Genomic DNA, 19,957 nt, shown 5'->3' on the forward strand with positions numbered 1-19,957 from the left:
AGACGCGTAGCGGTGCACCTGTCGGCTTCGCCGTGATCGACAATGCCGATGCTTTTGGCCGCCCCCGAGTAAGGAAGAGTATGTCACTGGAGCCGAGCGCCGACCCGGCCGCCGACGGACGTGCGAACTACGATTACCGGAGCGACGAGGTCGATCGGCCGGCCCTGGTCGACGACCTCGAGCGACTCGTCGACTGCGAGGTCAGGGCCGACTCCTACTCCCGTGAACTGTACGCGACCGACGCGAGCGCCTACGAGATGACGCCGATCGCCGTCGCCTTCCCCGAATCGACCGCCGACGTCAGCGGGATCGTCGAGTACTGCGCCGAACGGGAGATTCCAGTGCTCCCGCGGGGCGGCGGTACCAGTCTCGCCGGCCAGACGGTCAACCGCGCCGTCGTCCTCGATTTCAGCCGCCACATGACCGAGATCCGCGAGATCGATCCCGACGGACGGACGGCGACGGTCCAGCCAGGGACGATCCTCGGGACACTGAACGAGGTCCTCGCCCCCCACGGCCTCAAATTCGCACCCGATCCCGCGTGGGGCGACAAGAGCGCCATCGGCGGCGCGATCGGCAACAACTCGACCGGCTCGCACTCTCTCAAATACGGCAAGACCGACGCCTACATCGAGGAAGTCGAAGCCGTCCTCGCCGACGGCACCGTCGCTCGATTCGGCGAGGTCACACTCGAGGAAATCGCGGAACGGGCCGCTCACGACGGCGGCCTCGAGGGCCGGATCTACGCCGCAGTCGACCGAATTCTCGACGAAGACGCCGATCGCATCGCGGAGACGTATCCCGATCTCAAGCGAAACGTTTCGGGATACAACCTCGATCGACTCGTCGCGGAGGCTCGCGGCGAGGGCCTGCCCGGCGGCGAGGACACCGGAGACCCGGGAACCGTCAACCTCGCGCGCCTGCTGGCGGGCAGCGAGGGGACGCTGGCGGTCGTCACCGAGGCGACGGTCTCGCTCGAGCCCGTTCCGGAGACGAAGGCGGTCTCCTTGCTCTGCTATCCCGATCTCCACGAGGCGATGCGGGACATCGAGCCGATCCTCGCACACGAGCCATCGGCCGTCGAGGTCCTCGACGACGTGCTGATCGACCTCGCACGCGATACCGCCGAGTTCGGTCCCGTCACGGAGATGCTGCCAGAGGGGACCAACGCCGTCCTCCTCGTCGAATTCTACGCCGCAGACGCCGACCACGGCAGGGAGCAGGTCGCCGGCCTGCTCGCCGACCGGGTGCCGTCGGCGACACCAGCAGGCGAACCGGCCGCCGACGCGCCACGGGGCGAGGCCGAGACGCTCGCGATCGACGCCCTCGAGGCCTACGAGAAGGCGGAACGCGCCCAGCTCTGGAAGCTCCGCAAGTCCGGGCTGCCGATCCTGCTCTCGCGGACGACCGACGCAAAGCACATCTCCTTCATCGAGGATACCGCGATCCCGCCCGCGCAGCTCCCGGAGTTCGTCGAGCGCTTCGAGGAGATCCTCGAGTCTCATGACACCTACGCTAGCTTCTATGCCCACGCCGGTCCGGGCGTGCTCCACGTCCGACCGCTTGTGAACACGAAGACCGAAATCGGGCTCGAGCAGGTACACGGCATCGCGGACGACGTGACGGACCTCGTGGTCGAACTCGGCGGCTCGGTCTCGGGCGAACACGGCGACGGCCGTGCCCGCACGCAGTGGAATCAGAAGCTCTACGGCGACGAGCTCTGGGAGACGTTTCAAGCGCTCAAGACGGCGTTCGACCCCGACTGGATCCTGAATCCTGGACAGGTCGTCTTCCGCGAAGACGATCCGACGGACCTGCGAGCGCACCTGCGGTTCGATCCCGACTACGAGTTCGAGGCGGGCTTCGAGCCCGAACTCGAGTGGGACAACGACAACGGGATGCAGGGCATGGTCGAACTCTGTCACGGCTGTGGCGGCTGTCGCGGCGAGCAGTCGACCACGGGCGGCGTGATGTGTCCGACCTACCGAGCCAGCCGCGAGGAGATCACGGCGACGCGCGGCCGGGCGAATGCGCTTCGTCAGGCGATGAGCGGCGACTTAGAGCCCGATGAAGCCGTTTCCGACGAATTCGTCGAGGAGGTGATGGACCTCTGTATCGGCTGCAAGGGCTGTGCCATCGACTGTCCCAGCGAGGTCGACATGGCGAAGCTCAAAGCCGAGGTGACCCACGAGTACCACCAGCGAAACGGCGCGACGCTGCGCGATCGGCTCTTCGCCAACGTCGCGACCCTCTCGAGGTGGGGCTCGCGGCTCGCCCCGCTCTCGAACGCGCTGTCGAAGGTGCCTGGGGCGCGAAAGGCGCTCGAGGTCGTCGTCGGGATCGATACCGGGCGGCCGCTGCCGACGTTCCACGCGGAGACGTTCCGCGACTGGTTCGACGCGCGAGGCGGCTCGCGAGTGAGTGAGACGGAGGCCCGGCGCACGGCCCTCCTCTATCCCGACACGTATACCAACTACAGCCACCCAGAAGCCGGCAAGGCGGCCGTCCGCGTCCTCGAGGCCGCCGGCGTCCGCGTGGCCGTCCCCGACGGCCTCGGCGATACCGGCCGGCCGGCCTTCTCGAAGGGCTTCCTCGAGAAGGCGCGGGACGCGGCCCGCGAAAACGTCACCGCGCTTGCGCCGCGGGTCGAGGACGGCTGGGACGTGGTCGTCATCGAGCCCTCCGACGCGGTCATGTTCCAGTCAGACTACCTCGACTTGCTCTCGACGGAGGCGGCGGAGACGCTCGCGAACGCGACCTACGGCGTCTGCGAGTACGTCGACACCTTCCGACTGGACGAGGCAATCGACTTCGACCCGACGGCGGTCCAACAGGACCTCGTCTACCACGGCCACTGCCACCAGAAGTCCGTCGCGAAAGACCACCACGCCGTCGGCGTCCTCAGACGAGCGGGCTACGCCGTCGACCCGCTCGATTCGGGCTGCTGTGGCATGGCCGGCAGTTTCGGCTACGAGGCCGAACACGCCTCGATGAGCGACGCCATCGGCGACATCCTCTACGAACAGGTCGACGACAGCGACGGCGACCGCGTTGTCGCACCCGGCGCGTCCTGTCGCACGCAACTCGAGAACCGGCCGGACGCGAGCGCGGAGCCGCCGACGCCGGTCGAGGTCGTCGCGGAGGCGCTCGAGGGACGGCGATAGCGCCATCGGCGTAGCACGGATCGCGCCGTTAGACGCCGACCAGATCGTCGTAGCGCGCGCCCGTCTGCTTCAACGTCTCAGTCGAATAGAGCCGGTCGTGGTCGACGGGGAGGTAGTCGGCCGCCAGTTCGTCGATCTTCTCATCGACGGCGGCCGGGTCCCGGCCGTGGATCATCGTAAACAGGTTGTACGGCCATTCCTGGTTGGGTCTGCGGGGGCGGTGATAACAGAGCGTGACGGAGGGCAGGCCGCCGGCGCGCTCGCCCCACTCGTCGAGGCGGTCGTCGGGCACGTCCCAGACGACCATGCAGTTGGCGTCGAAGCCCGTCACGACGTGGTTGATGACACAGCCGATGCGCTTGAGACAGCCGTTCTCGAGCAGGCGCTCGAGCGCCGAGAGCACGTCCTCGACGGCGTAGCCGACCGCCGCCGCGATGTCGCGGTACGGCGTCGCCGACAGCGGAAACCCGTCCTGGATCTCGAGCAGTAGTTCGGCCTCGAGCGCGGAGAGATCGCCGGTCGCCGCCTCGCTGATCCGGGTGGCCGAGGAATCGGTGCGCTCCTCGAGGGATTCGCGTGCGAAGCGATCGGCGTTGACCACGGGAAACTCGAGGTCGATGTAGTAGTCGGTCAGCATCGGCAGGTTCAACACCGCACAGCCGATGCGCGCTTCGATCTCGGCGAGGATGTCGTCGCGGGCCGCCTGCGAGCCGGCGGTGACGACGAACCACATGTTCCACTCGTGATCGCGGGCGTAGTTGTGGTTGACCTGCCGGTACTCGTTGACGATCGCCGCGATCTCGTCGAACCGCTCGTCGGGGGCTCGCACCGCGGCGAGCGTCGACGAGCCGATGACGGGCGGGTTGAGGACGGCACCGAACCGGCGGACGACGCCCGCCTCCCGCAGCGCGCGGACGCGATCGACCGCCGCCGACTCCTCGAGGCCGATCTCGGCACCGACGCGGCGGAACGGGCGCTCGACGACGGGAAAGCCGCTCTGATAGCCGTCGATCAGCGCCGCGTCCGCATCGTCGATCGCCTCGCGCCAGTCCCCCGTCAGGCCACTCATTGATTGCCCTAGGGAGAAGGGGGCCGTATCGTTTTCGGGTCCGCCTGAACCGCGGGCGGAAACGGTCCATGCTGGTGCCAACTCGACATCGGTCGGCACGGTGCTGGCACACCGCGGTCGACGTATATCGACATACCTACCAAATTTATATATAGATACGTAGAATGGGATAATAGCCGAAATCGGAGCTGCGACGACGGAGTCGGACGCTGACCTGGCGTAGGCCATACGATCAACTACACGGCCGCATCGACCGTGTACGTCGATTAGCGTCGCTGTCGCCCCTATTCCGCCGGTTTCGGGAGTGGATGCCGATGACGAACGGAACGGCCGCGACGGTCGAGAACGGTCCGTCCGGTCGTGCTAAAATCGTCGTCGGTGAGCCTTTTTCGGCCATTCTCCATTGGATACAGGACAAAAACCGCTCGAGCCGGCGCTTCGAGGTGATCTCGAGAAAACCGAACGAATGTAGCATACTAAATCTAGTATGACTCACCAATAGTCGCTTTTCTTTTATTTAATTTCGATCGGCCGAGTTTGGAGCCGTGCTTCACTGCGACGACCGCGCGGCTACTGATTACAGCCGTACATCTGTAATACAATCGGCGCCTGCTGGAAGTCCGTCGGCGACTGCCACGTCGAGGGCCGAATCGAACCGAACGACGGTCATCGAACAGTCGCGGAACGGTCGATTCGAACCGATTCCTCCATCCCAGACAGCGGCTCAGAGCACAGAAAATATGATCCTATATGCGCTTGAACCATCTATATATAGGAGAACATATTGTATCCCGTATTCGGGAAACCACCCGCTTGAGGGCCGTTGTCCGATAATTTCAAATCTAACAACGGTCGAGAGATCGAAAATAGTTATCCACAATGATAGCTTATGGATATTTACTGCCGTCATAATTAGATGAAGGTGTGCTGTGGGTTCAATGAATGGCGACACAGCGACGGATGCGATTCGTCCGCGGACAGCTCGGCTGGATGGTGGCGACGGTGCTCGTCCTGTCGCTGCTCGGGTCGTTTACGTACGAGCTCGCGTTCGTGTGCTCGCTGATCGGACTCCTCGTCATCGGCGAATTCACGGCACCGGTCGCAGCGACGCCGACGTGGCGGACGCGCCTGAAGTGGCTCACGGTGCTCGGGCTCCTCGGATTCGTGATTCTCGTCGCACGCCGACTGCAGGCACTGCTCCCCCCGGAGGTGCTCCCATGGTGACCGGGTGTCGTTCGGGTCTCACGACGGGGGTGCGAGTGCCGATATCACAACGGAGAGGGCCAGCGCGATGGGGAGTGATCGAATGAGCCGAGACATCGGTGTCCTGGACGAGGCGAACGACATCGTCTGGCCGCGCGCCCTGCTTCTTACACTCGCGATCGCGACCGTCCTCGTGGTGGGCGTCCTCACGGCGACGTCCACGGCGTCGTTCAGTCCGTACAACCCCTCGTGGGACGGTTCGACCGCTCTCCGTGAGCGGATCGAAGACGATCCCGGCGTAGACGGCGAACTCGTGCGCGACCCCGACAGATACGGCGCGTTCACGGACGAGTCGGTCGCCAACGAGACGGTCGCGTTCGTCATCGCGCCCGACGAGCCCTATACCGACGACGAGGCGGCCCAAATCGAGGCGTTCGTCGAGAACGGCGGTACGCTGGTCGTCCTCGAGAGCTTCGGCGAACACGGCAACACGCTGTTGGCCGACGTCGGTGCGACGGCCCGCGCGGACGGGCGGATCGTGCGCGACGACTACCGCAACGGCGGCGGGCCGGCGATGCCGGTCGCCCCCAACGTCACGAACCACTCGCTGACGGACGGCGTCGATCGGCTGACGCTCAACTACGCGACGGCGATCGACCCAGGTTCGGCGAACACGACGGTACTGGCGACGACGAGCGACGTCGCGTATCTCACCGCCGAGGACGACCCCCTTGAGAACGGAGACGAACTCGGGGCGTACCCGGTCGCGACCGTCGAGAGCGTCGGTCGCGGACGAGTTGTCACGATCGGCGATCCGAGTATCGTGATCAACGCCATGATGGAGCGGTCGGACAACGGTCGCTTCGTCCGCGAGTTGTACGCCGACGAGGAGCACGTGCTGTTGGACGCCTCGCACGTCACCGACCCGCCGCCACTGGCCGCGGCGATGCTGACGGTCCGGTCCGTGGAGCCGCTTCAGCCGCTGCTCGGCGTCGCCGGCATCGCCGCGATCGCGGTCTGCTTCGGTCGGTTCGGCCGCTCGATTCGGATGCGGGGACGGAGACTGTGGCCCGGTATCCGTGACGGGAGTGGCGGTCTCGAGCGCCGCGGGCGAGACCCGAACCCGTCGGACGCGGAGCGAGCAGCGGCTCTCCGGGAGCGACACCCCGACTGGGACGAGGACCGAATCCAGCGCGTGATAGCGGACGGTAAACGTAACTGGCCTCGGCGAGACGATGTCGAATGAACGGGCCGACCGGCAAGACGGGCGATCGGCGGCCGAACGCGACCCTACATCGAGACAGATGAGCGAGAACGATTCGAGAGCGGACGACACACGTACAGGCGATCCAGCAGCGATTCACGACGCGCTCCGCGCGGAGATCGATCGCGTCCTCGTCGGCAACGACGACGCGGTCGAGTTGCTCACGACCGCGTTGCTGACCCGCGGGCACCTCCTGCTCGAGGGCGTCCCCGGCGTAGCGAAGACGACGCTTGCGAACCTCTTCGCGCGGGCGAGCGGCCTCGAGTACAACCGGATTCAGATGACGCCGGACGTGCTCCCCGCGGATATCACGGGAACGGAAATCTACCGGAAAAATAGGGAGACGTTCGAGCTTCGGCGCGGACCGGTCTTTGCGAACGTCGTCGTCGCCGACGAGATCAATCGCGCGACGCCGAAGACCCAGAGCGCCCTGCTCGAGGCCATGCAGGAGCGCCAGGTCACCATTGGTGGCGAGACGCTCGAGTTGCCCCAGCCGTTCATGGTCATCGCGACTCAGAACCCGATCGAGATGGAGGGCGTCTTCGAGTTGCCGGAGGCACAGCGCGATCGCTTCCAGTTCAAACACCGGATCGACTTGCCCGACGAGGCGGGAGAGCGAGCGCTCGTCGATCGGTTCGACGACGACCCGAGGCTCGGTCCGACGGCGATCGAACAGGTGGTCGACCGCGAGGCAATCCGCACCGCTCGAGAGCGCGCCGCCGCCGTCTACGTAGCCGGACCGGTCAAAGACTATCTCGTCGACCTCGTCGCCGCGACGCGGGAACACCCCGACGTCACCCACGGTGCCTCGCCGCGGGCGACGTTGGCGTACCTCGACGGGGCCAAGGTGCGAGCCGCGATCCGGGGCCGCGAGTACGTCATTCCCGACGACGTGAAGGCACTGGCCGAGCCGGTGCTGGCACATCGGCTCGTGTTGACCGCCGACGCCGAACTGAGCGACACCGCGTCGGCCGAGGTCGTCGCGGACGTCCTCGAGTCGGTCGACGTGCCGGCGGCGGACGCGGCGGTTGAGCCGACGGCGGTGAGCGACGGCGGTGGAGCGAACGACGCGAACCGATCCGCATCGGGCGGCGGGACGGGCGGCGAGGACGGTCGCCAGTCGTAACGAGTACCGGCGCGGTCACCGGCGGGCGGCTCCGAGCCGGCTCACGTCGCGTCCCACCGACAGGTCACGAGCCAGTGGGATCGGTCGTCACCCGGCTCGACGGTGAGTTCGATTGGTCGATCGAGGGTGTCGGCGAGCCCGACGGCGAAAAACGAGGCGATGGGATGGTCGAACCGGTCGACGGCACCGAACGCGCTCGATTCGACGGCGACGGTGACGCGACCGTCATCGGCGTCGACCGACGGCTCGGCGCTGGTCGCGAGTTCGAACTGTTCGACGACGCCGTCGGCAAGTTGTGCCGTGGCCGCCGTCGGGTCGGTCGGGAGCGGTTCGGCGAGCGTTCGCTCGAACGACGCGAAGAGCCGCCCGCCGGTCGGCTCGAGGAGGAGGCCGCGCTCCGCTGCGTGGGTGACGACGGGGCCGGAGCGGTCGTCGGGACGGTCGTAGTCGGCGCGTTGCGGAACGAACAGCCGGACCGGCGACGAGTCGCGTCCGGGAAGGTAGAGCCGGTCGTCTCGGAGGGCGAGTTCGTCGACCAGGGCCGTTGCGTTCGCCGCGGCGGCGGCGTAGACGCGCTCGCCGACGTCGGCGGCGACGAACTGACCGGGGGTGAGATAGTACGTGAGTATCGCGCCGAATAGGCCGATCGCACCGAGGGAGAACAGCACCTCCCGTCCGTCGGGGAGCAAGACGCCGCCAAGGGCGGCGACCGCGCCGACGACGGCGAGCCATTGTGCGGTGCGCCGGTAGGTCGTCCGCATCGCGCGTGCGTATTCGTCCCGGAGGCGACTGTTCTCCGCCGCCAGCAGGTCGGCTCTGGCGGCCAACTCGGTCGGGTCCGGGCCGGAGTGCGAGACGCCGTCGTCGTTTGGAGACGGTCGCGTGTCCGTTCGATCGGGGTCGTCAATAGTCGGAGTCATGAGTGGGTATCAACGTCGGCTGTCGGGTCCGCGTCCGGAGTCGATGGGCCGTCGGCTGTCGGCTCGCGACCCTCACTTTGCGAACCGTTCGCACGACCGTCTCGATCGAGCACGAAGACGAGTCCGTATCGGTGAAGGCCGTACACGCCGCAGGCGAGTGCGGCGAGCGTTGCGACGGCCGCCATCCAGATCGGCCATCCGCCCGGGCCGAGAACGAGCCAGGCGATTCCGCCGAGCGTCCCGGCGCTTGCGGCCGCGGTCACGGCATAGCGAACGGGGACGCGAGTCGTCCGCCGAGGGGCCGACGCGAGGACGAGCGCACCGAATCCGACTTCCGCGAGCGCGAGCGACGTCGGATCGATGCCGGCCGGGAAGAGGCCGACGAGCGCGACGTGGCCGATTCCCACCGCGTACGGCGTTCCGGCCGCATACCAGACGACGGCGGTCGCGATGCCACAGGCCGCACCCGCTAGTCCGGCAATGGCCGAGAGCGCGGCGACGAGGGTCACAAGCGCCAGGACCGCCGAAACCGGGCGGTCCGTGGGTCGGCCGTCGGCGATCGGTTGCACGGTCCCGCTGCGTTCGGTTCGCCCGTCACCGTCGTCGCTCGCCTCGGCTGCCGTCCGTCGCGGGGGAGTCACCGTCGATCACCCCGCTCGCGGCCCGCCTCAAGCACGGACGCGAGTCGATCGCCGGGAGTGACTTCGAACGCGCGGACGCGCTCGAGTCGATTGAGATCGCGACGGAGCTCCTCGAACGCGAGATAGCGCTCGTAGGCCTGCTCGAGGTCGTCGATACCGCCGGGTTCATAGAGCACGGTCGGGGCGAGAAACACCGTGACCGCGGCGTTCGCGCTGGCCAGTGACACTGTCTCGCGGAGTTCTGCCGGATCGGAATCGTCGGTGAAGACGACCGTCCACATCGCGGACGCGGTGTCGGTCGCGGCCGTTCGAACCGCATCGGCGAGCGGTCGGTCCCGAAGGAGGCGCTGATATCGCTTCGAATCGGCGTAGAACGGGCGAAGCGTCTCGGCGAACGGATTCGATTCGTCCTCGAGATGCAGGATCGAGCGGCGGGCCGTCGACCGCGTCGGCTGGTCGTGAACCGACGGCGGAGCGGCCACCCCCGACAGCCTCTCTGAATGGCCGGTGGCCCGCCCGGTGGCGGTCGCGCGGGTCGATGTCGGCTCGACCTCGCGGAGGGTTCGGCGAACCGTCGCGTACGTTTCGGCCGTCGCCGTGGGCTCGATGCGCTCCGTCACGCCGCGGTCGTCGACCCCGACGAGACCGACAGGATCGTCGAGTTCGCGGGCGATCTCAGCGGTCGCGAGCATCACCTCACGGAGGTAATCGAGTTTCGTCTCGGCGGACGGACCGACCGCGAGTGACTGTCGGTGATCGACGACGAGGAGGGTCCGGCGGGTCGTCTCGGTCTCGTACTCCCGTACGTGGGGCGTTTCGAGCCGCGCGGTCGCCTTCCAATCGATCCGCTTGGCCGCATCGCCGGGAACCTGCTCTCGCAGTTCCGACGGTTCGATCCCGCGACCGGACCGGCGCAGCGTGTGCGACCCGTAGAGGGTCGCGCGTCGGTCGCCACCCTCGCCGACGTGGACACGCCCGGGGCCTCGCGGCTCGACCGAGACGGTCGGCCGCTCGCCCGCGGCGAACGTCTCGACGAATCGGCCGTCGGTGGCGGTCACTCGAGCGGGTCCGAAACGGTGCTCGCCCGCGGTCGGCCACGTGGTGACGACGGTCTCCGTCACGGTCGTCGTTTCCGGCTCGAGTTCGAGAACCGGAGTGACCGGATCGGTGGTCGCCGTCGCAACCGGGAGACCCACCTCGACGTCGAGCGACAGGAAGACGGGGTCGGCGAACGCGGCGGAGACCGTGACCGGCGTCGATTCGTCGACCCGAACGGTCGGAGACGGAACCGTTCGCGTGACCGAGAGCCGCCGGGTCGTTCGATCGAGCGCGGCGAGAAAGGAAGACTGCGTCGCGAGAACCCACGCGCCGATCAGTGCCGTACCCGCCAGCGGGAGGGGGCGTCCGAGGACGACCGCGAAGGCCGCCAGAAAGCCCGCAAGAGACAGACAGCCCCACAGGTGACGTGTCAAGCGCATACGCTTTTAGAGGTTCATTGGGACGGTGTTGAAAGTACCGGTCACTGGCACCTGCGATGATGGTCGCCAGCGATTAATCCTCCTCGCGGTTTTCGGTGAGATGGGACCAGATCTCCACACACCCCGCGCCGTCGTCGATGTCGTCGAGTCGTTCCTCGTCCGCCGCTTCATCGGCTCGATCGCTCGTCTCTGACTGCTCGTCCGAATCGCTGGTCTCGGCCATACGAACCGAGGTGCCACACCGACGGTAATAAATTTGCTGGCATATTCGATTGGACTATCATTGTCTTTCTACTCACAAACGCGAGAGCTATTTATTATATAACCACACCGTGATTATCACAAGATGTTGCTAGTGGTTACATTTTTATCGTTGTTCGAGGCACGTTGGAACGACAGTATGTCAATACTACTGACTGGTGCAGACGGCTACATCGGCTGGCCCACGGCGCTTCGAATCGCGACGCGAACCGACGATCGGGTCGTCCTCGTCGATAACTTCGCGCGACGGGACTGGGTCGACGGCGTCGGCTCGACCAGCGCGACGCCCGTCGAGCCGATGGACAGCCGGCTCGAGGCGGCCGAAGACGTTCTCGGCGTTCGGAACCTCTCGTTCGTGGAGGGTGATCTCACCGACGGCGAGTTCGTCGACCGGTTGCTCCGGGTCCACGAGCCCGAAACGATCGTGCACACGGCGGCGCAGCCGTCGGCACCGTACTCCCAAATCGGTCGCGAGCGAGCGAACTATACGCAGCACAACAACCTACAGGCCACGCGGAACCTCCTGTGGTCGCTACAAGAACGCGGTCTCGAGGACACGCACTTCATCGAGACCACGACGACCGGCGTCTACGGCGCGCCCGAGTTTCCGATCCCCGAGGGTGGCGCGACGATGGAACACGGCGGCGAACGCGACGAGGTCCCGTTCCCGGCGATGGCAGGTTCGTGGTACCACCTGACGAAGTCCCACGACGCGGCCAACATGCGGCTGGCACACGAACAGTTCGATATCCCGATTTCGGACGTTCGAACGGCGATCACGTACGGCACCGACACCATAGAGACGGCGGTGGATCCGCGACTCGGCACGCGGTTTGACTTCGATTACTACTTCGGCGTGGTCGCTCACCGCTTCTGTGCACAGGCCGTCGCCGGCTACCCCATGACCGTCTACGGACGCGGCGAACAGCGAAAGCCGTTCATCGCGCTCGAGGACGCCGTCGAAGGGTTGGCCCGGCTGGCGCTGTCCGATCCGGCCGAGCGACCCGACGAGCACACGGTCTACAACCAGACCACGCGGGCGATCAGCATCGTCGAGATCGCCACGACCGTCGCTGGCGTGGCCGAGGAGTTCGGACTCGACGTCGCGGTCGAACACTTCGAGAACCCGCGGTCGGAAGACGAGAGTCACGCGATGGAGATCGAGAACGACCGCTACGACGCGTTGATCGACGGGCAGTCGACGACGTTCGAAGCGGGTATTCGATCGACGCTCGAGACGCTGCTCGAGTGCGAAGACACCATCGTCGCACACGAGGACAGATTCCTCCCGGGCGTCCTGAGCGAGGGCTGACTCGTGCGGGTACTCGTCACCGGCGGCTGTGGCTACATCGGAAGCGTCCTCGTTCGTCGGCTCCTCGAAAACGAGGCGGTCTCGGACGTCGTCATCTTCGATTCGCTCGCCGGCGGCTCGCCCCGAGCGCTGCTCGGCATGGTGGACGACGGACTCGAGTTCCGTCGCGGGGACGTACGGGAGTACGGTGACGTCGAGAGCGCGATGCGCGGCGTCGACCGGGTGATCCACCTCGCGTCGATCACCGGCGCTGCGAGCACGCATGACCGCCGCGAGGAGACGCGGGCGGTCATCGTCGGAGGGACCGAGAACGTCGTGACGGCGGCGGGGAAAGTCGGCGTCGAGTCGGTCGTGTTCGCCTCCTCGTGTAACAGTTACGGACGCGTCGCGGACACGGACATCGACGAGACGGCGGCACCGGCACCGCTCAATCCCTACGGCGAGGCGAAAGTCGAGGCCGAGCGGGTAGTACAAGAGGCGGCCGCTGAACACGGCTTCTCGGCGACGTCGCTCCGCATGAGCACGAACTACGGCTACGCGCCCGGGATCCGATTCAATCTCGTCGTCAACGGGTTCGTCTTCCGTGGACTGACCGGCCGCCCGCTGACGGTGTACGGCGACGGGAAGAACTGGCGACCGTTCATCCACGTTCAAGACGCCGCACGGGCGTACGAACACGCGGCAGTGTCTCCGGACCGCTGGCCGCGTGACCTGTACAACGTCGGGCGCACCGACCAGAACTATCGCATCGAGGACGTCGCGCGCATCGTCGCAGAGGAACTCGACCGCGATCTCGAGGTCGTCTTCCTCGAAGACGAGCGGTCGGGGCCGTCCTACCACGTCGAGTTCGATCGGCTCTCGGAAACGGGGTTCGAGCCGACGTGGACGCTGCGAGAGGGCGTCCGCACGCTCGCAAACGAGTTCGCCCGATCGCGGGCCGACGGGGCGACGGACGCGGCCCGAGAGCGATCGCCGTCGCGGGAGGTGAACGCCGATGGCTACCGATAACGAGCGGGCCCCTCTTGCGGCCGACGACGAGTCGCGGCCGATCCGCATCGCGGTCACCGGGGCAGCGGGGTATATCGGCAGCCGTGTCGTCTCCCTGCTCCAGTCCGAGCGGCCGTCGTGGTCGGTCACGGCGATCGATAACTTCTATCGGGGCTCGCTTCGGCAGATTGGCGATGTCGCCGTCGAGCACGTCGACATTCGGAACCGCGACCGCCTGTGGGAAGCCCTCGAGGGGGCCGACATCGTGATGCACCTGGCCGCGATCAGCGGCGTCGAGGACTGCGAATCGAAGCCGGACCTCGCCTACGAGAGCAACGTCACCGGGACGGGACACGTCGTTCGGTTCTGCAGGGACCGCGGCGCGGCCTTGATCTTCCCCGCGAGCATGGCGGTCGTCGGCGATCCACAGGAGTTCCCGATCACGGCCGATCACCCGCGGGAGCCGCTGAACTGGTACGGTCGGACCAAACTCGCAAGCGAGCGCCTCATCGACTCCCTCGCCGACGACGCGTTTCCGGCGCATCTCTTCCTCAAATCGAACCTCTACGGCGATCACACGATCGATGGGGAAGTCGTCACGAAGGGAACGGTGATCAACTTCTTCGTCGAGCGGGCGCTCGCTGCCGAACCGCTGTCCGTCTACGAGCCGGGAACCCAATCGCGGAACTTCGTCCACGTCAAAGACGTCGCTCGTGCCTACCTGCACAGCGCCGACGTCCTCGTCGACCGGCTCGACGACGGCGAGACCGGGGTCGAGGCGTTTACGATCGCGAGCAACGAGGATCCGAGCGTCGAACGGCTCGCCGAGTTCGTCAGCGACTGCGCCGCCGACGTACTCGGCGTCGACGTCCCGACCGAGGTCGTCGAGAACCCTCGCGGCGACGAGACGCTCGTCGACGCCTTCCCGATCGAGACGGCGCGAACACACGACGTTCTCGGGTGGGACCCGACGCACACGGTCGAAGATACGATCCGGCGACTCATCGAACGGAACGCATGATTTCGGTCCCGCCCGATCCGCTCGACGTCCTGTTACTCGCGCTCGCGGGCGGCGTCCTCTACTGGGGGTTCGACCGATATCGCCGGCGGTTCAAGCGGCGCGACCTCGCTATCGCGTTCGCGCTCGCGGGCGGCGTGGCGTCGTTCGTGTTCGTCCCGGAAACGTTCGACCTCGTCGGCTCTCTCCTCGAGATCGAACGGCGTTACATCGTCGTCTCGCTGCTCGCAAACTTCGTCTTGCTCGGCATCGCGTTGTACGTGATGAGCCTCGCCAGCGGGGCGCAAAACGAGGTCGCGGCGCTGACGCGATCGTTGACCATCGAACAGGCCCCGCGGACGGACGGCGGCGGCGAAACGGTGTTCGTCGTGATTCCCGCATACGACGAGAGCGATACCATCGGGACCGTCGTCTCGTCGCTGCCGGAGACGATCCACGGCTACGCGGTCCAACCGCTGGTCGTATCGGACGGGTCGGACGACAAAACCGCCGCGAACGCCGCGGCCGCCGGCGCGATGGTCGTCGAACACCCGATCAATCAGGGGCAGGGTGGAGCACTGAAAACGGGGTTCGAAATCGCGCTCGCGAACGACGCGGCGATCGTCGTCACGGCGGACGGCGACGGCCAGCACCCGCCAGAAGAACTCGACCGCCTGCTCGCACCGATCGTCGACGGGGAGGCCGACTACGTAATGGGATCGCGGTTCCTCGGCATCGATCGCACCGACAACGGCATCGTTCGCCGGACCGGCATTCGGTTCTTTACCGGCGCGATCAACGTCCTGATGGACACCGACATCACCGACTGTACGAACGGCTATCGGGCCATCCGCGGCTCGATGCTCGATCGACTCACGCTCACCGAAGAGCGGTTCAACGCGCCCGAACTGATCATCGAGGCGCGAAAGAACGGGCTACGGCTCACGGAGATTCCGGTCAAGATCGAAGACCGGAAAGACGGCGATACGAAGAAACCGAAGCTGGGCTTCGCGATCGGCCTGACTCGCATCATCGTGGTCGCGTGGCTGCGATGAAGCCGCCGCGACCGGTCGCAGCCGTCGCCCCGCGGCCGCCGGCGATGCGGCTCCGGTACCCACGAACACGGCACCCATGAGAGCGAACGAAACGCGCAAACGACGCGTCGAAGCGACGTTCGAACGCTGTATCAAGCCCCACGTCAGCGGCGAGACCGTCCTCGACGTCGGCTGCGTCGCCCACGACTCCGAGAAGCGACACGACGAAGCGTGGCTCCACGAACTCGTCGTCCGGGCGGCCGGCGACGCGCTCGGCGTCGACGTCCTCGAGGACGAACTCGCCGACCTCGAAGCGGCGGGATACGACGTGGTCCACGGCGACGCTCAAGACCTCGCGCTCGGGGAGACCTTCGACGTGATCGTCGTCGGCGAACTGATCGAGCACCTCGTCGATTTCGACGGGCTGTTGCGATCGATCGACGACCACCTCGCCGACGGCGGCGAGGTCATCATCACGACGCCGAACGCGATGGCGGTCCACTGGACCGCCCTTCGGCTCCTCGACCAGGAGTTCGTCAACAGCGGGCACACCTGCTGGTTCGACGCCACGACGGTGACCCAGCTCCTCGAGCGATACGGGTTCGAGCCGGTCGAAATCACGTACGTCGGAGACTGTCGGCTCACGCTCGCGGACCCGCTCCAGGTCGGCGGCTGGCTCTGCGAGCGCATCCTGCCGGACCGCGTCGGAAAGAGTACGCTCGCTGTCGTCGCGCGTCGCGACGACGAGTAGCCGGTCGCCCGCGTCGGGCATCGATTTTCAGCCGTCACGTCTCACCACAGGCAGTCGACAGCGAAGCGACGGGGGTCGGCGTCGAACTCGCGAACGAGCGATCGGCGACGTCTGCGGCCCAGCGAGTCGTTCCGCGCTCGGTCGAGAAAGAGAGAGAAACGGGGCCACCGCTGACCGATGGACGGCCGCGCCGCCTATCGGCGGCGACCGGCGGCCGCGACGAGCCGATCGATCCGTGTCCGAATCCCAGCGTCGCCGGTCCGACGCTCTCGAGCCACCCTCGAGAGGAGGTCTCCGACTCGGTCGCCGAGGTCGTCCCAGCGGTGTTCGCGATCGACGAACGCCACGCCCTGCTGGCCCATCAACCGCCGCCGCTCCGGGTCGGCGGCGAGCTCGCGAAGCGCAGCCGCGACGGCATCAGGCTCGTTCTCGACGGCGATGCCCGCGCCGACGTCCTCGGTGACGGACTCGATCTCGGTGACGGCGCTGGCGACGTAGGGCGTGCCAAGCGCCATCGTCTCGAGGAACTTCGTCGGCCGCGCGTACTCGAGGGTGCGGCCCGTCTCGAGGGGCACCAGACTGATCGCCGACGACGCGACCAGTTCCGGCACCGTCTCGCGAGGGACCGGCCCGTTGATCTCGACGCGGTCGTCGATGCCGAGGTCGGCGGCCAGCGCCTCGAGTTCGGCCCGCCGTTCGCCGAAACCGTAAACGACGAGGTCGTACTCGAGGTCGGCGCGGCGAAAGCCGCGGAAAAACGGCTCGAAGGCCTGACCTTCGCCCAGTTTACCGGTGTAGATGATCCGGGGGCGCTCCTCGTCTGCGACCGACGGGTCGAAGCGGTCCTCGTCGACGCCGAAGGGGACCGTTTCGATGGTCGCGTCCTCGAGATCGTACGTCTCCCGGTAGTGGGCCGCCATTGTCGGCGTCAGCGCGATGACCCCGTCACAACGCTCCATGGCCACTCGCTCTGCCCACCGTAACAGCCGGTAGGCGACCGAATCCTCGTCAGCAAAGCCGAAGTCGACCGCGTTGTCGAGCCAGCGGTCGTAGACGTCGATGACGAGTCCGCGGCCGGTCGCCAGCGCCGCGAGCCCGGGCACCAGCGTCGTGTGGGGGCCGATCTGGACGACGACGCAGTCGTACTTCCGGCCGTGAACGAGGACGTAGAGTGTAGCCAGCGCGGCGAAGATGACGTGATTGAGGATTCGCTCGAGGTCGGTCCGGTCGTCGACGGGCTGATACGTGAACAGTCGGGTGACGGGGACGCCAGCGACGCGCTCGCGCGACCACGGACTGTAGCGGCGCTCGAACTCGCCGACCGGGACCGACGGCTGCGGACAGACGACGCGTGCGTCGACGCCGTCGGGCGCGTGCCGGAGGAGCTTCTCCCACCGGTGTGCGCCGGCCATCGACTCCGGGGGGAACAGTTGCGAAACGACCAGGACGGACGCGTCGTCGGTCCCGGCCGCGCTGTCGCGCGTCGACCGTCGCTTGCGCTGTCGTGTCGTCGTTGCCATCGTGTTTTCAGGGGTCGATCGGATTCTCGACGCCGAACTGCAGCAGTTCGATGCCCGCATCGGCGAGCCACGAGCGGTGCTCCTCGAGGGCCGCCGTCGTCTCCTCGTGGGAGACCAACTGGACGACGACATCGGCCGCCTCGTGCTCGAGGACCGATCGGAGGTCGTCGTAGGCCAGTTCGTCGACGTGGCGGTCGTAGTGGCGAACGCGGTAGCCGTCCGCGCGCAGGTCGGCGACGATCCGCTCGGCGGGGCTGTTCCGGCGGTCGTCGACGCCCGGCTTGTACGCGGCTCCGAGCGCGACGACCGTCGGGTCGGCAAGCGGGGCGAGCGCCCGGCGGACCTTTCGCGCGGCGACGGTCGGCATCTTGTCGTTGATCCGGCGTGCGGTGGTGATGAGGTTCGTGTGTTCGGGATCAACCTCGTTTAAGAACCACGGGTCGATCGGCAGGCAGTGGCCGCCGACGCCGATCCCCGGCTGCAAGACGTCGACGCGCGGGTGGTTGTTCGCAAGGTCGATCACCTCGCTCGCGTCGACGTCGAGTTCCTCGCCGATCAGCGCGAACTCGTTAGCCAGCGCGACGTTGACGTCGCGGTACGTGTTCTCGACCAGTTTACAGAGCTCGGCCGACAGCAGGTCGGTGTAGTAGACCGCTCCCTCGAGGAACGGCTCGTAGAGCATGGCGGCGCGACGACGGCTCCGGTCGTCGATCCCGCCGATGATGCGGTCGTTGGTGACGAGTTCGTCGAAGACGTTGCCGGGGAGGATCCGCTCGGGCGAGTGGGCGAGTTGGATCTCCGCGCCGGGTTCGAGGTCGGCGTCCTCGAGTGCGGGGACGACCGTCTCGGCGCAGGTCAACGGCGGCACCGTCGACTCCACGTTTACGAGGTCGCCGGGCTCGAGGTAGGGTCGGATCGACGCGAGGGCGTCCTCGAGCGCCGAGAGGTCCGGACTCTTGTTCGGCTCGGTCAGCGGCGTCGGCACCGAGACGACGAACGCGTCGGCGTCGGTCGGCTCGGTCCGCGCCTCAAGGTTTCGCTCGACCGCGTCGGTCTCGAGCAGCGCCTGCAGGTCGTCCTCGTCGAGGTTGAGCGTCCCGTCGTTGATCGCCCGCACGAGGGTCTGGTCGATGTCGACGCCGACGACCCGCTTGCCGCGGTCGGCAAGCAACAGTGCCAGCGGCAGGCCGACGAAGCCGGTGCCGACGACGACGACCTCCTCGATCGGCTCGAGGGCAGAGTCGGTTCGGGCCGTCTCGTCGTCGGCTCCAGTTCGGGCCGCCGCGTCACCGGCGAACGGCTCACTCGAGGTCATAGTGCTCGCGCATCCAGTCGATCGTTCGCGGGATTCCTTCCTCGAGGGAGACGCGCTGTTCGTGGTCGAGGTCGCGTTTGGCTTTCTCGACGCTGGCCTTCTTGTTGAGGGTGTTGTGTTCCTCGGTGCCCCGATACTCGACCTGCTCGTCGTCCATATCGAGGTAGCCAAGCACCATGTCAGAGAGCTCCTTGATTCCGTAGTACTCCTCGCCGGCGATGTTGTACACCTCGCCGGGGTGGAAGGAGTCGACGATGTTCGCGAGCGTGCGGATGGTGTCGTCGATGTAGGTAAACGAGCGGTGGTGATCCTCGTAGACGTGGTAGGGCAGGTCGTGAAGCGCCCGGTAGCAGAACTTACAGACGACGCTCCGGTACTCGCTGTAGCGCTCGCCCGGTCCGTACGTGTTGAAAAACCGGACCCGGACGGACTCGGTGCCGTGGCGGTCAGCCGCGTTCATGATCTGCTGTTCGTTGACCCACTTCGAGATCGCGTAGTCGTTTAGCTGACGTGGTCCTTCCTCAAGTGGCACCGACTCCGCCATCACGTCGTCGTAGTCGCCGTACACCTCGCTGCTCGAGGAGAAGATCAGCCGGAAGTCGTACTCGGCTTGCAGCCGAAGGACGTTCTTCGTGCCGACGGCGTTTGACTGCCACATGGTCTCGTAGAAGTCCTCGCCGTTTCGCCGGCCGAACTCCGCGCCGAGGTGGTAGACGTAGTCGAACGTCCGGTCCTCGAAGACTCGCTCGAGTTGGCGGTATTGGCTGACGTCACACCGATAGTACCGTTCGCGTTCGTTCCACGGGCGGTCGGCGACCCAGACGTCGTGACCGCGTCGTTCGAGCTCCTCAGTCAGGGGTGCACCGATTGCTCCCAGGCCGCCGGTTACCAGCACTGATGCCATGATTCGACGCT

17 protein-coding genes are annotated in these 19,957 nt (G+C 66.6%); 9 read left to right on the forward strand and 8 right to left on the reverse strand.

The window, feature by feature from the left end:
- Window positions 1-80: 80 nt before the first annotated feature.
- Window positions 81-3,164, forward strand: coding sequence for an FAD-binding and (Fe-S)-binding domain-containing protein (locus ACJ70B_RS07035; RefSeq protein ID WP_408959694.1), 3,084 nt, complete (start codon window positions 81-83; stop codon window positions 3,162-3,164).
- Window positions 3,165-3,192: 28 nt separating this feature from the next.
- Here ACJ70B_RS07035 and ACJ70B_RS07040 read toward each other — a convergent pair whose 3' ends face one another.
- A complete protein-coding gene (locus tag ACJ70B_RS07040) occupies window positions 3,193-4,233 on the reverse strand; it encodes an Lrp/AsnC family transcriptional regulator (RefSeq protein WP_408959695.1) in 1,041 nt (346 codons plus the stop codon).
- Window positions 4,234-5,175: 942 nt separating this feature from the next.
- Between ACJ70B_RS07040 and ACJ70B_RS07045 the strand changes: the two genes are divergently transcribed.
- The 3 genes from ACJ70B_RS07045 (at window position 5,176) to ACJ70B_RS07055 (ending at window position 7,826) form a co-directional block, all read left to right on the forward strand.
- Entirely contained in the window at window positions 5,176-5,457 is a 282-nt protein-coding gene (locus ACJ70B_RS07045; RefSeq protein WP_408959696.1) for a hypothetical protein, read from the forward strand.
- A gap of 82 nt (window positions 5,458-5,539) precedes the next feature.
- A complete protein-coding gene (locus ACJ70B_RS07050) occupies window positions 5,540-6,682 on the forward strand; it encodes a DUF4350 domain-containing protein (protein WP_408959697.1) in 1,143 nt (380 codons plus the stop codon).
- Between the two features lie 58 nt (window positions 6,683-6,740).
- Entirely contained in the window at window positions 6,741-7,826 is a 1,086-nt protein-coding gene (locus ACJ70B_RS07055; protein ID WP_408959698.1) for an AAA family ATPase, read from the forward strand.
- A 41-nt stretch (window positions 7,827-7,867) separates the two neighbouring features.
- On the opposite strand, the gene ACJ70B_RS07060 is transcribed toward ACJ70B_RS07055, so the two are convergent.
- The 4 genes from ACJ70B_RS07060 to ACJ70B_RS07075 all read right to left on the reverse strand — a co-directional run bounded on the left by ACJ70B_RS07060 (window position 7,868) and on the right by ACJ70B_RS07075 (window position 11,088).
- Window positions 7,868-8,746, reverse strand: a complete 879-nt coding sequence (locus ACJ70B_RS07060) for a hypothetical protein (protein WP_408959699.1) — start codon at window positions 8,744-8,746, stop codon at window positions 7,868-7,870.
- Window positions 8,743-9,387 carry a hypothetical protein gene (locus tag ACJ70B_RS07065; RefSeq protein WP_408959700.1) on the reverse strand — a complete coding sequence of 215 codons (645 nt, stop codon included), beginning with the start codon at window positions 9,385-9,387 and terminating at the stop codon, window positions 8,743-8,745. The genes ACJ70B_RS07060 and ACJ70B_RS07065 overlap by 4 nt, the downstream gene beginning before the upstream one ends.
- Entirely contained in the window at window positions 9,384-10,865 is a 1,482-nt protein-coding gene (locus ACJ70B_RS07070) for a DUF58 domain-containing protein (protein ID WP_408959701.1), read from the reverse strand. Before ACJ70B_RS07070 ends, ACJ70B_RS07065 begins: the two co-directional genes overlap by 4 nt.
- A 73-nt stretch (window positions 10,866-10,938) precedes the next feature.
- Window positions 10,939-11,088 carry a hypothetical protein gene (locus ACJ70B_RS07075; protein WP_408959702.1) on the reverse strand — a complete coding sequence of 50 codons (150 nt, stop codon included), beginning with the start codon at window positions 11,086-11,088 and terminating at the stop codon, window positions 10,939-10,941.
- 177 nt (window positions 11,089-11,265) lie between these two features.
- Here ACJ70B_RS07075 and ACJ70B_RS07080 point away from each other — a divergent pair, with 177 nt between their 5' ends.
- The 5 genes from ACJ70B_RS07080 (at window position 11,266) to ACJ70B_RS07100 (ending at window position 16,207) form a co-directional block, all read left to right on the forward strand.
- Complete coding sequence (locus ACJ70B_RS07080; protein ID WP_408959703.1) at window positions 11,266-12,438, forward strand: NAD-dependent epimerase/dehydratase family protein; 1,173 nt, start codon at window positions 11,266-11,268, stop codon at window positions 12,436-12,438.
- Between the two features lie 3 nt (window positions 12,439-12,441).
- Entirely contained in the window at window positions 12,442-13,446 is a 1,005-nt protein-coding gene (locus tag ACJ70B_RS07085) for an NAD-dependent epimerase/dehydratase family protein (protein WP_408959704.1), read from the forward strand.
- The gene (locus ACJ70B_RS07090) at window positions 13,433-14,446 is read left to right on the forward strand and encodes an NAD-dependent epimerase/dehydratase family protein (RefSeq protein ID WP_408959705.1); all 1,014 of its coding nucleotides are present in this window, start codon (window positions 13,433-13,435) and stop codon (window positions 14,444-14,446) included. Before ACJ70B_RS07085 ends, ACJ70B_RS07090 begins: the two co-directional genes overlap by 14 nt.
- On the forward strand, window positions 14,443-15,477 hold the full coding sequence (locus ACJ70B_RS07095; protein ID WP_408959706.1) for a glycosyltransferase family 2 protein: 1,035 nt from the start codon (window positions 14,443-14,445) through the stop codon (window positions 15,475-15,477). Before ACJ70B_RS07090 ends, ACJ70B_RS07095 begins: the two co-directional genes overlap by 4 nt.
- 76 nt (window positions 15,478-15,553) lie before the next feature.
- Window positions 15,554-16,207, forward strand: a complete 654-nt coding sequence (locus ACJ70B_RS07100; RefSeq protein WP_408959707.1) for a class I SAM-dependent methyltransferase — start codon at window positions 15,554-15,556, stop codon at window positions 16,205-16,207.
- A gap of 194 nt (window positions 16,208-16,401) precedes the next feature.
- Here ACJ70B_RS07100 and ACJ70B_RS07105 read toward each other — a convergent pair whose 3' ends face one another.
- Genes ACJ70B_RS07105 through ACJ70B_RS07115 form a run of 3 tightly spaced genes read right to left on the reverse strand, consistent with a single transcriptional unit; the run spans window position 16,402 to window position 19,946 of the window.
- Window positions 16,402-17,727, reverse strand: coding sequence for a glycosyltransferase family 4 protein (locus tag ACJ70B_RS07105; protein WP_408959708.1), 1,326 nt, complete (start codon window positions 17,725-17,727; stop codon window positions 16,402-16,404).
- A 7-nt stretch (window positions 17,728-17,734) separates the two neighbouring features.
- Entirely contained in the window at window positions 17,735-19,042 is a 1,308-nt protein-coding gene (locus ACJ70B_RS07110; protein ID WP_408959709.1) for a nucleotide sugar dehydrogenase, read from the reverse strand.
- A complete protein-coding gene (locus ACJ70B_RS07115) occupies window positions 19,029-19,946 on the reverse strand; it encodes an NAD-dependent epimerase/dehydratase family protein (RefSeq protein WP_408959710.1) in 918 nt (305 codons plus the stop codon). Before ACJ70B_RS07115 ends, ACJ70B_RS07110 begins: the two co-directional genes overlap by 14 nt.
- Between the last annotated feature and the right edge of the window lie 11 nt (window positions 19,947-19,957).

The organism is Natrinema sp. 74 (genome assembly GCF_046097095.1).
Taxonomy (GTDB): Archaea; Halobacteriota; Halobacteria; order Halobacteriales; family Natrialbaceae; genus Natrinema.

Excerpts from the sequence above, each read along its gene's own strand:
- ACJ70B_RS07070 (WP_408959701.1), bottom strand. The coding sequence starts at position 10,865 with ATGCGCTTGACACGTCACCTGTGGGGCTGTCTGTCTCTTGCGGGCTTT.
- ACJ70B_RS07110 (WP_408959709.1), bottom strand. The coding sequence starts at position 19,042 with ATGACCTCGAGTGAGCCGTTCGCCGGTGACGCGGCGGCCCGAACTGGA.
- ACJ70B_RS07035 (WP_408959694.1), top strand. The coding sequence starts at position 81 with ATGTCACTGGAGCCGAGCGCCGACCCGGCCGCCGACGGACGTGCGAAC.
- ACJ70B_RS07100 (WP_408959707.1), top strand. The coding sequence starts at position 15,554 with ATGAGAGCGAACGAAACGCGCAAACGACGCGTCGAAGCGACGTTCGAA.
- ACJ70B_RS07055 (WP_408959698.1), top strand. The coding sequence starts at position 6,741 with ATGAGCGAGAACGATTCGAGAGCGGACGACACACGTACAGGCGATCCA.
- ACJ70B_RS07095 (WP_408959706.1), top strand. The coding sequence starts at position 14,443 with ATGATTTCGGTCCCGCCCGATCCGCTCGACGTCCTGTTACTCGCGCTC.
- ACJ70B_RS07050 (WP_408959697.1), top strand. The coding sequence starts at position 5,540 with ATGAGCCGAGACATCGGTGTCCTGGACGAGGCGAACGACATCGTCTGG.
- ACJ70B_RS07060 (WP_408959699.1), bottom strand. The coding sequence starts at position 8,746 with ATGACTCCGACTATTGACGACCCCGATCGAACGGACACGCGACCGTCT.
- ACJ70B_RS07080 (WP_408959703.1), top strand. The coding sequence starts at position 11,266 with ATGTCAATACTACTGACTGGTGCAGACGGCTACATCGGCTGGCCCACG.
- ACJ70B_RS07115 (WP_408959710.1), bottom strand. The coding sequence starts at position 19,946 with ATGGCATCAGTGCTGGTAACCGGCGGCCTGGGAGCAATCGGTGCACCC.
- ACJ70B_RS07045 (WP_408959696.1), top strand. The coding sequence starts at position 5,176 with ATGGCGACACAGCGACGGATGCGATTCGTCCGCGGACAGCTCGGCTGG.
- ACJ70B_RS07105 (WP_408959708.1), bottom strand. The coding sequence starts at position 17,727 with ATGGCAACGACGACACGACAGCGCAAGCGACGGTCGACGCGCGACAGC.
- ACJ70B_RS07075 (WP_408959702.1), bottom strand. The coding sequence starts at position 11,088 with ATGGCCGAGACCAGCGATTCGGACGAGCAGTCAGAGACGAGCGATCGA.
- ACJ70B_RS07090 (WP_408959705.1), top strand. The coding sequence starts at position 13,433 with ATGGCTACCGATAACGAGCGGGCCCCTCTTGCGGCCGACGACGAGTCG.
- ACJ70B_RS07040 (WP_408959695.1), bottom strand. The coding sequence starts at position 4,233 with ATGAGTGGCCTGACGGGGGACTGGCGCGAGGCGATCGACGATGCGGAC.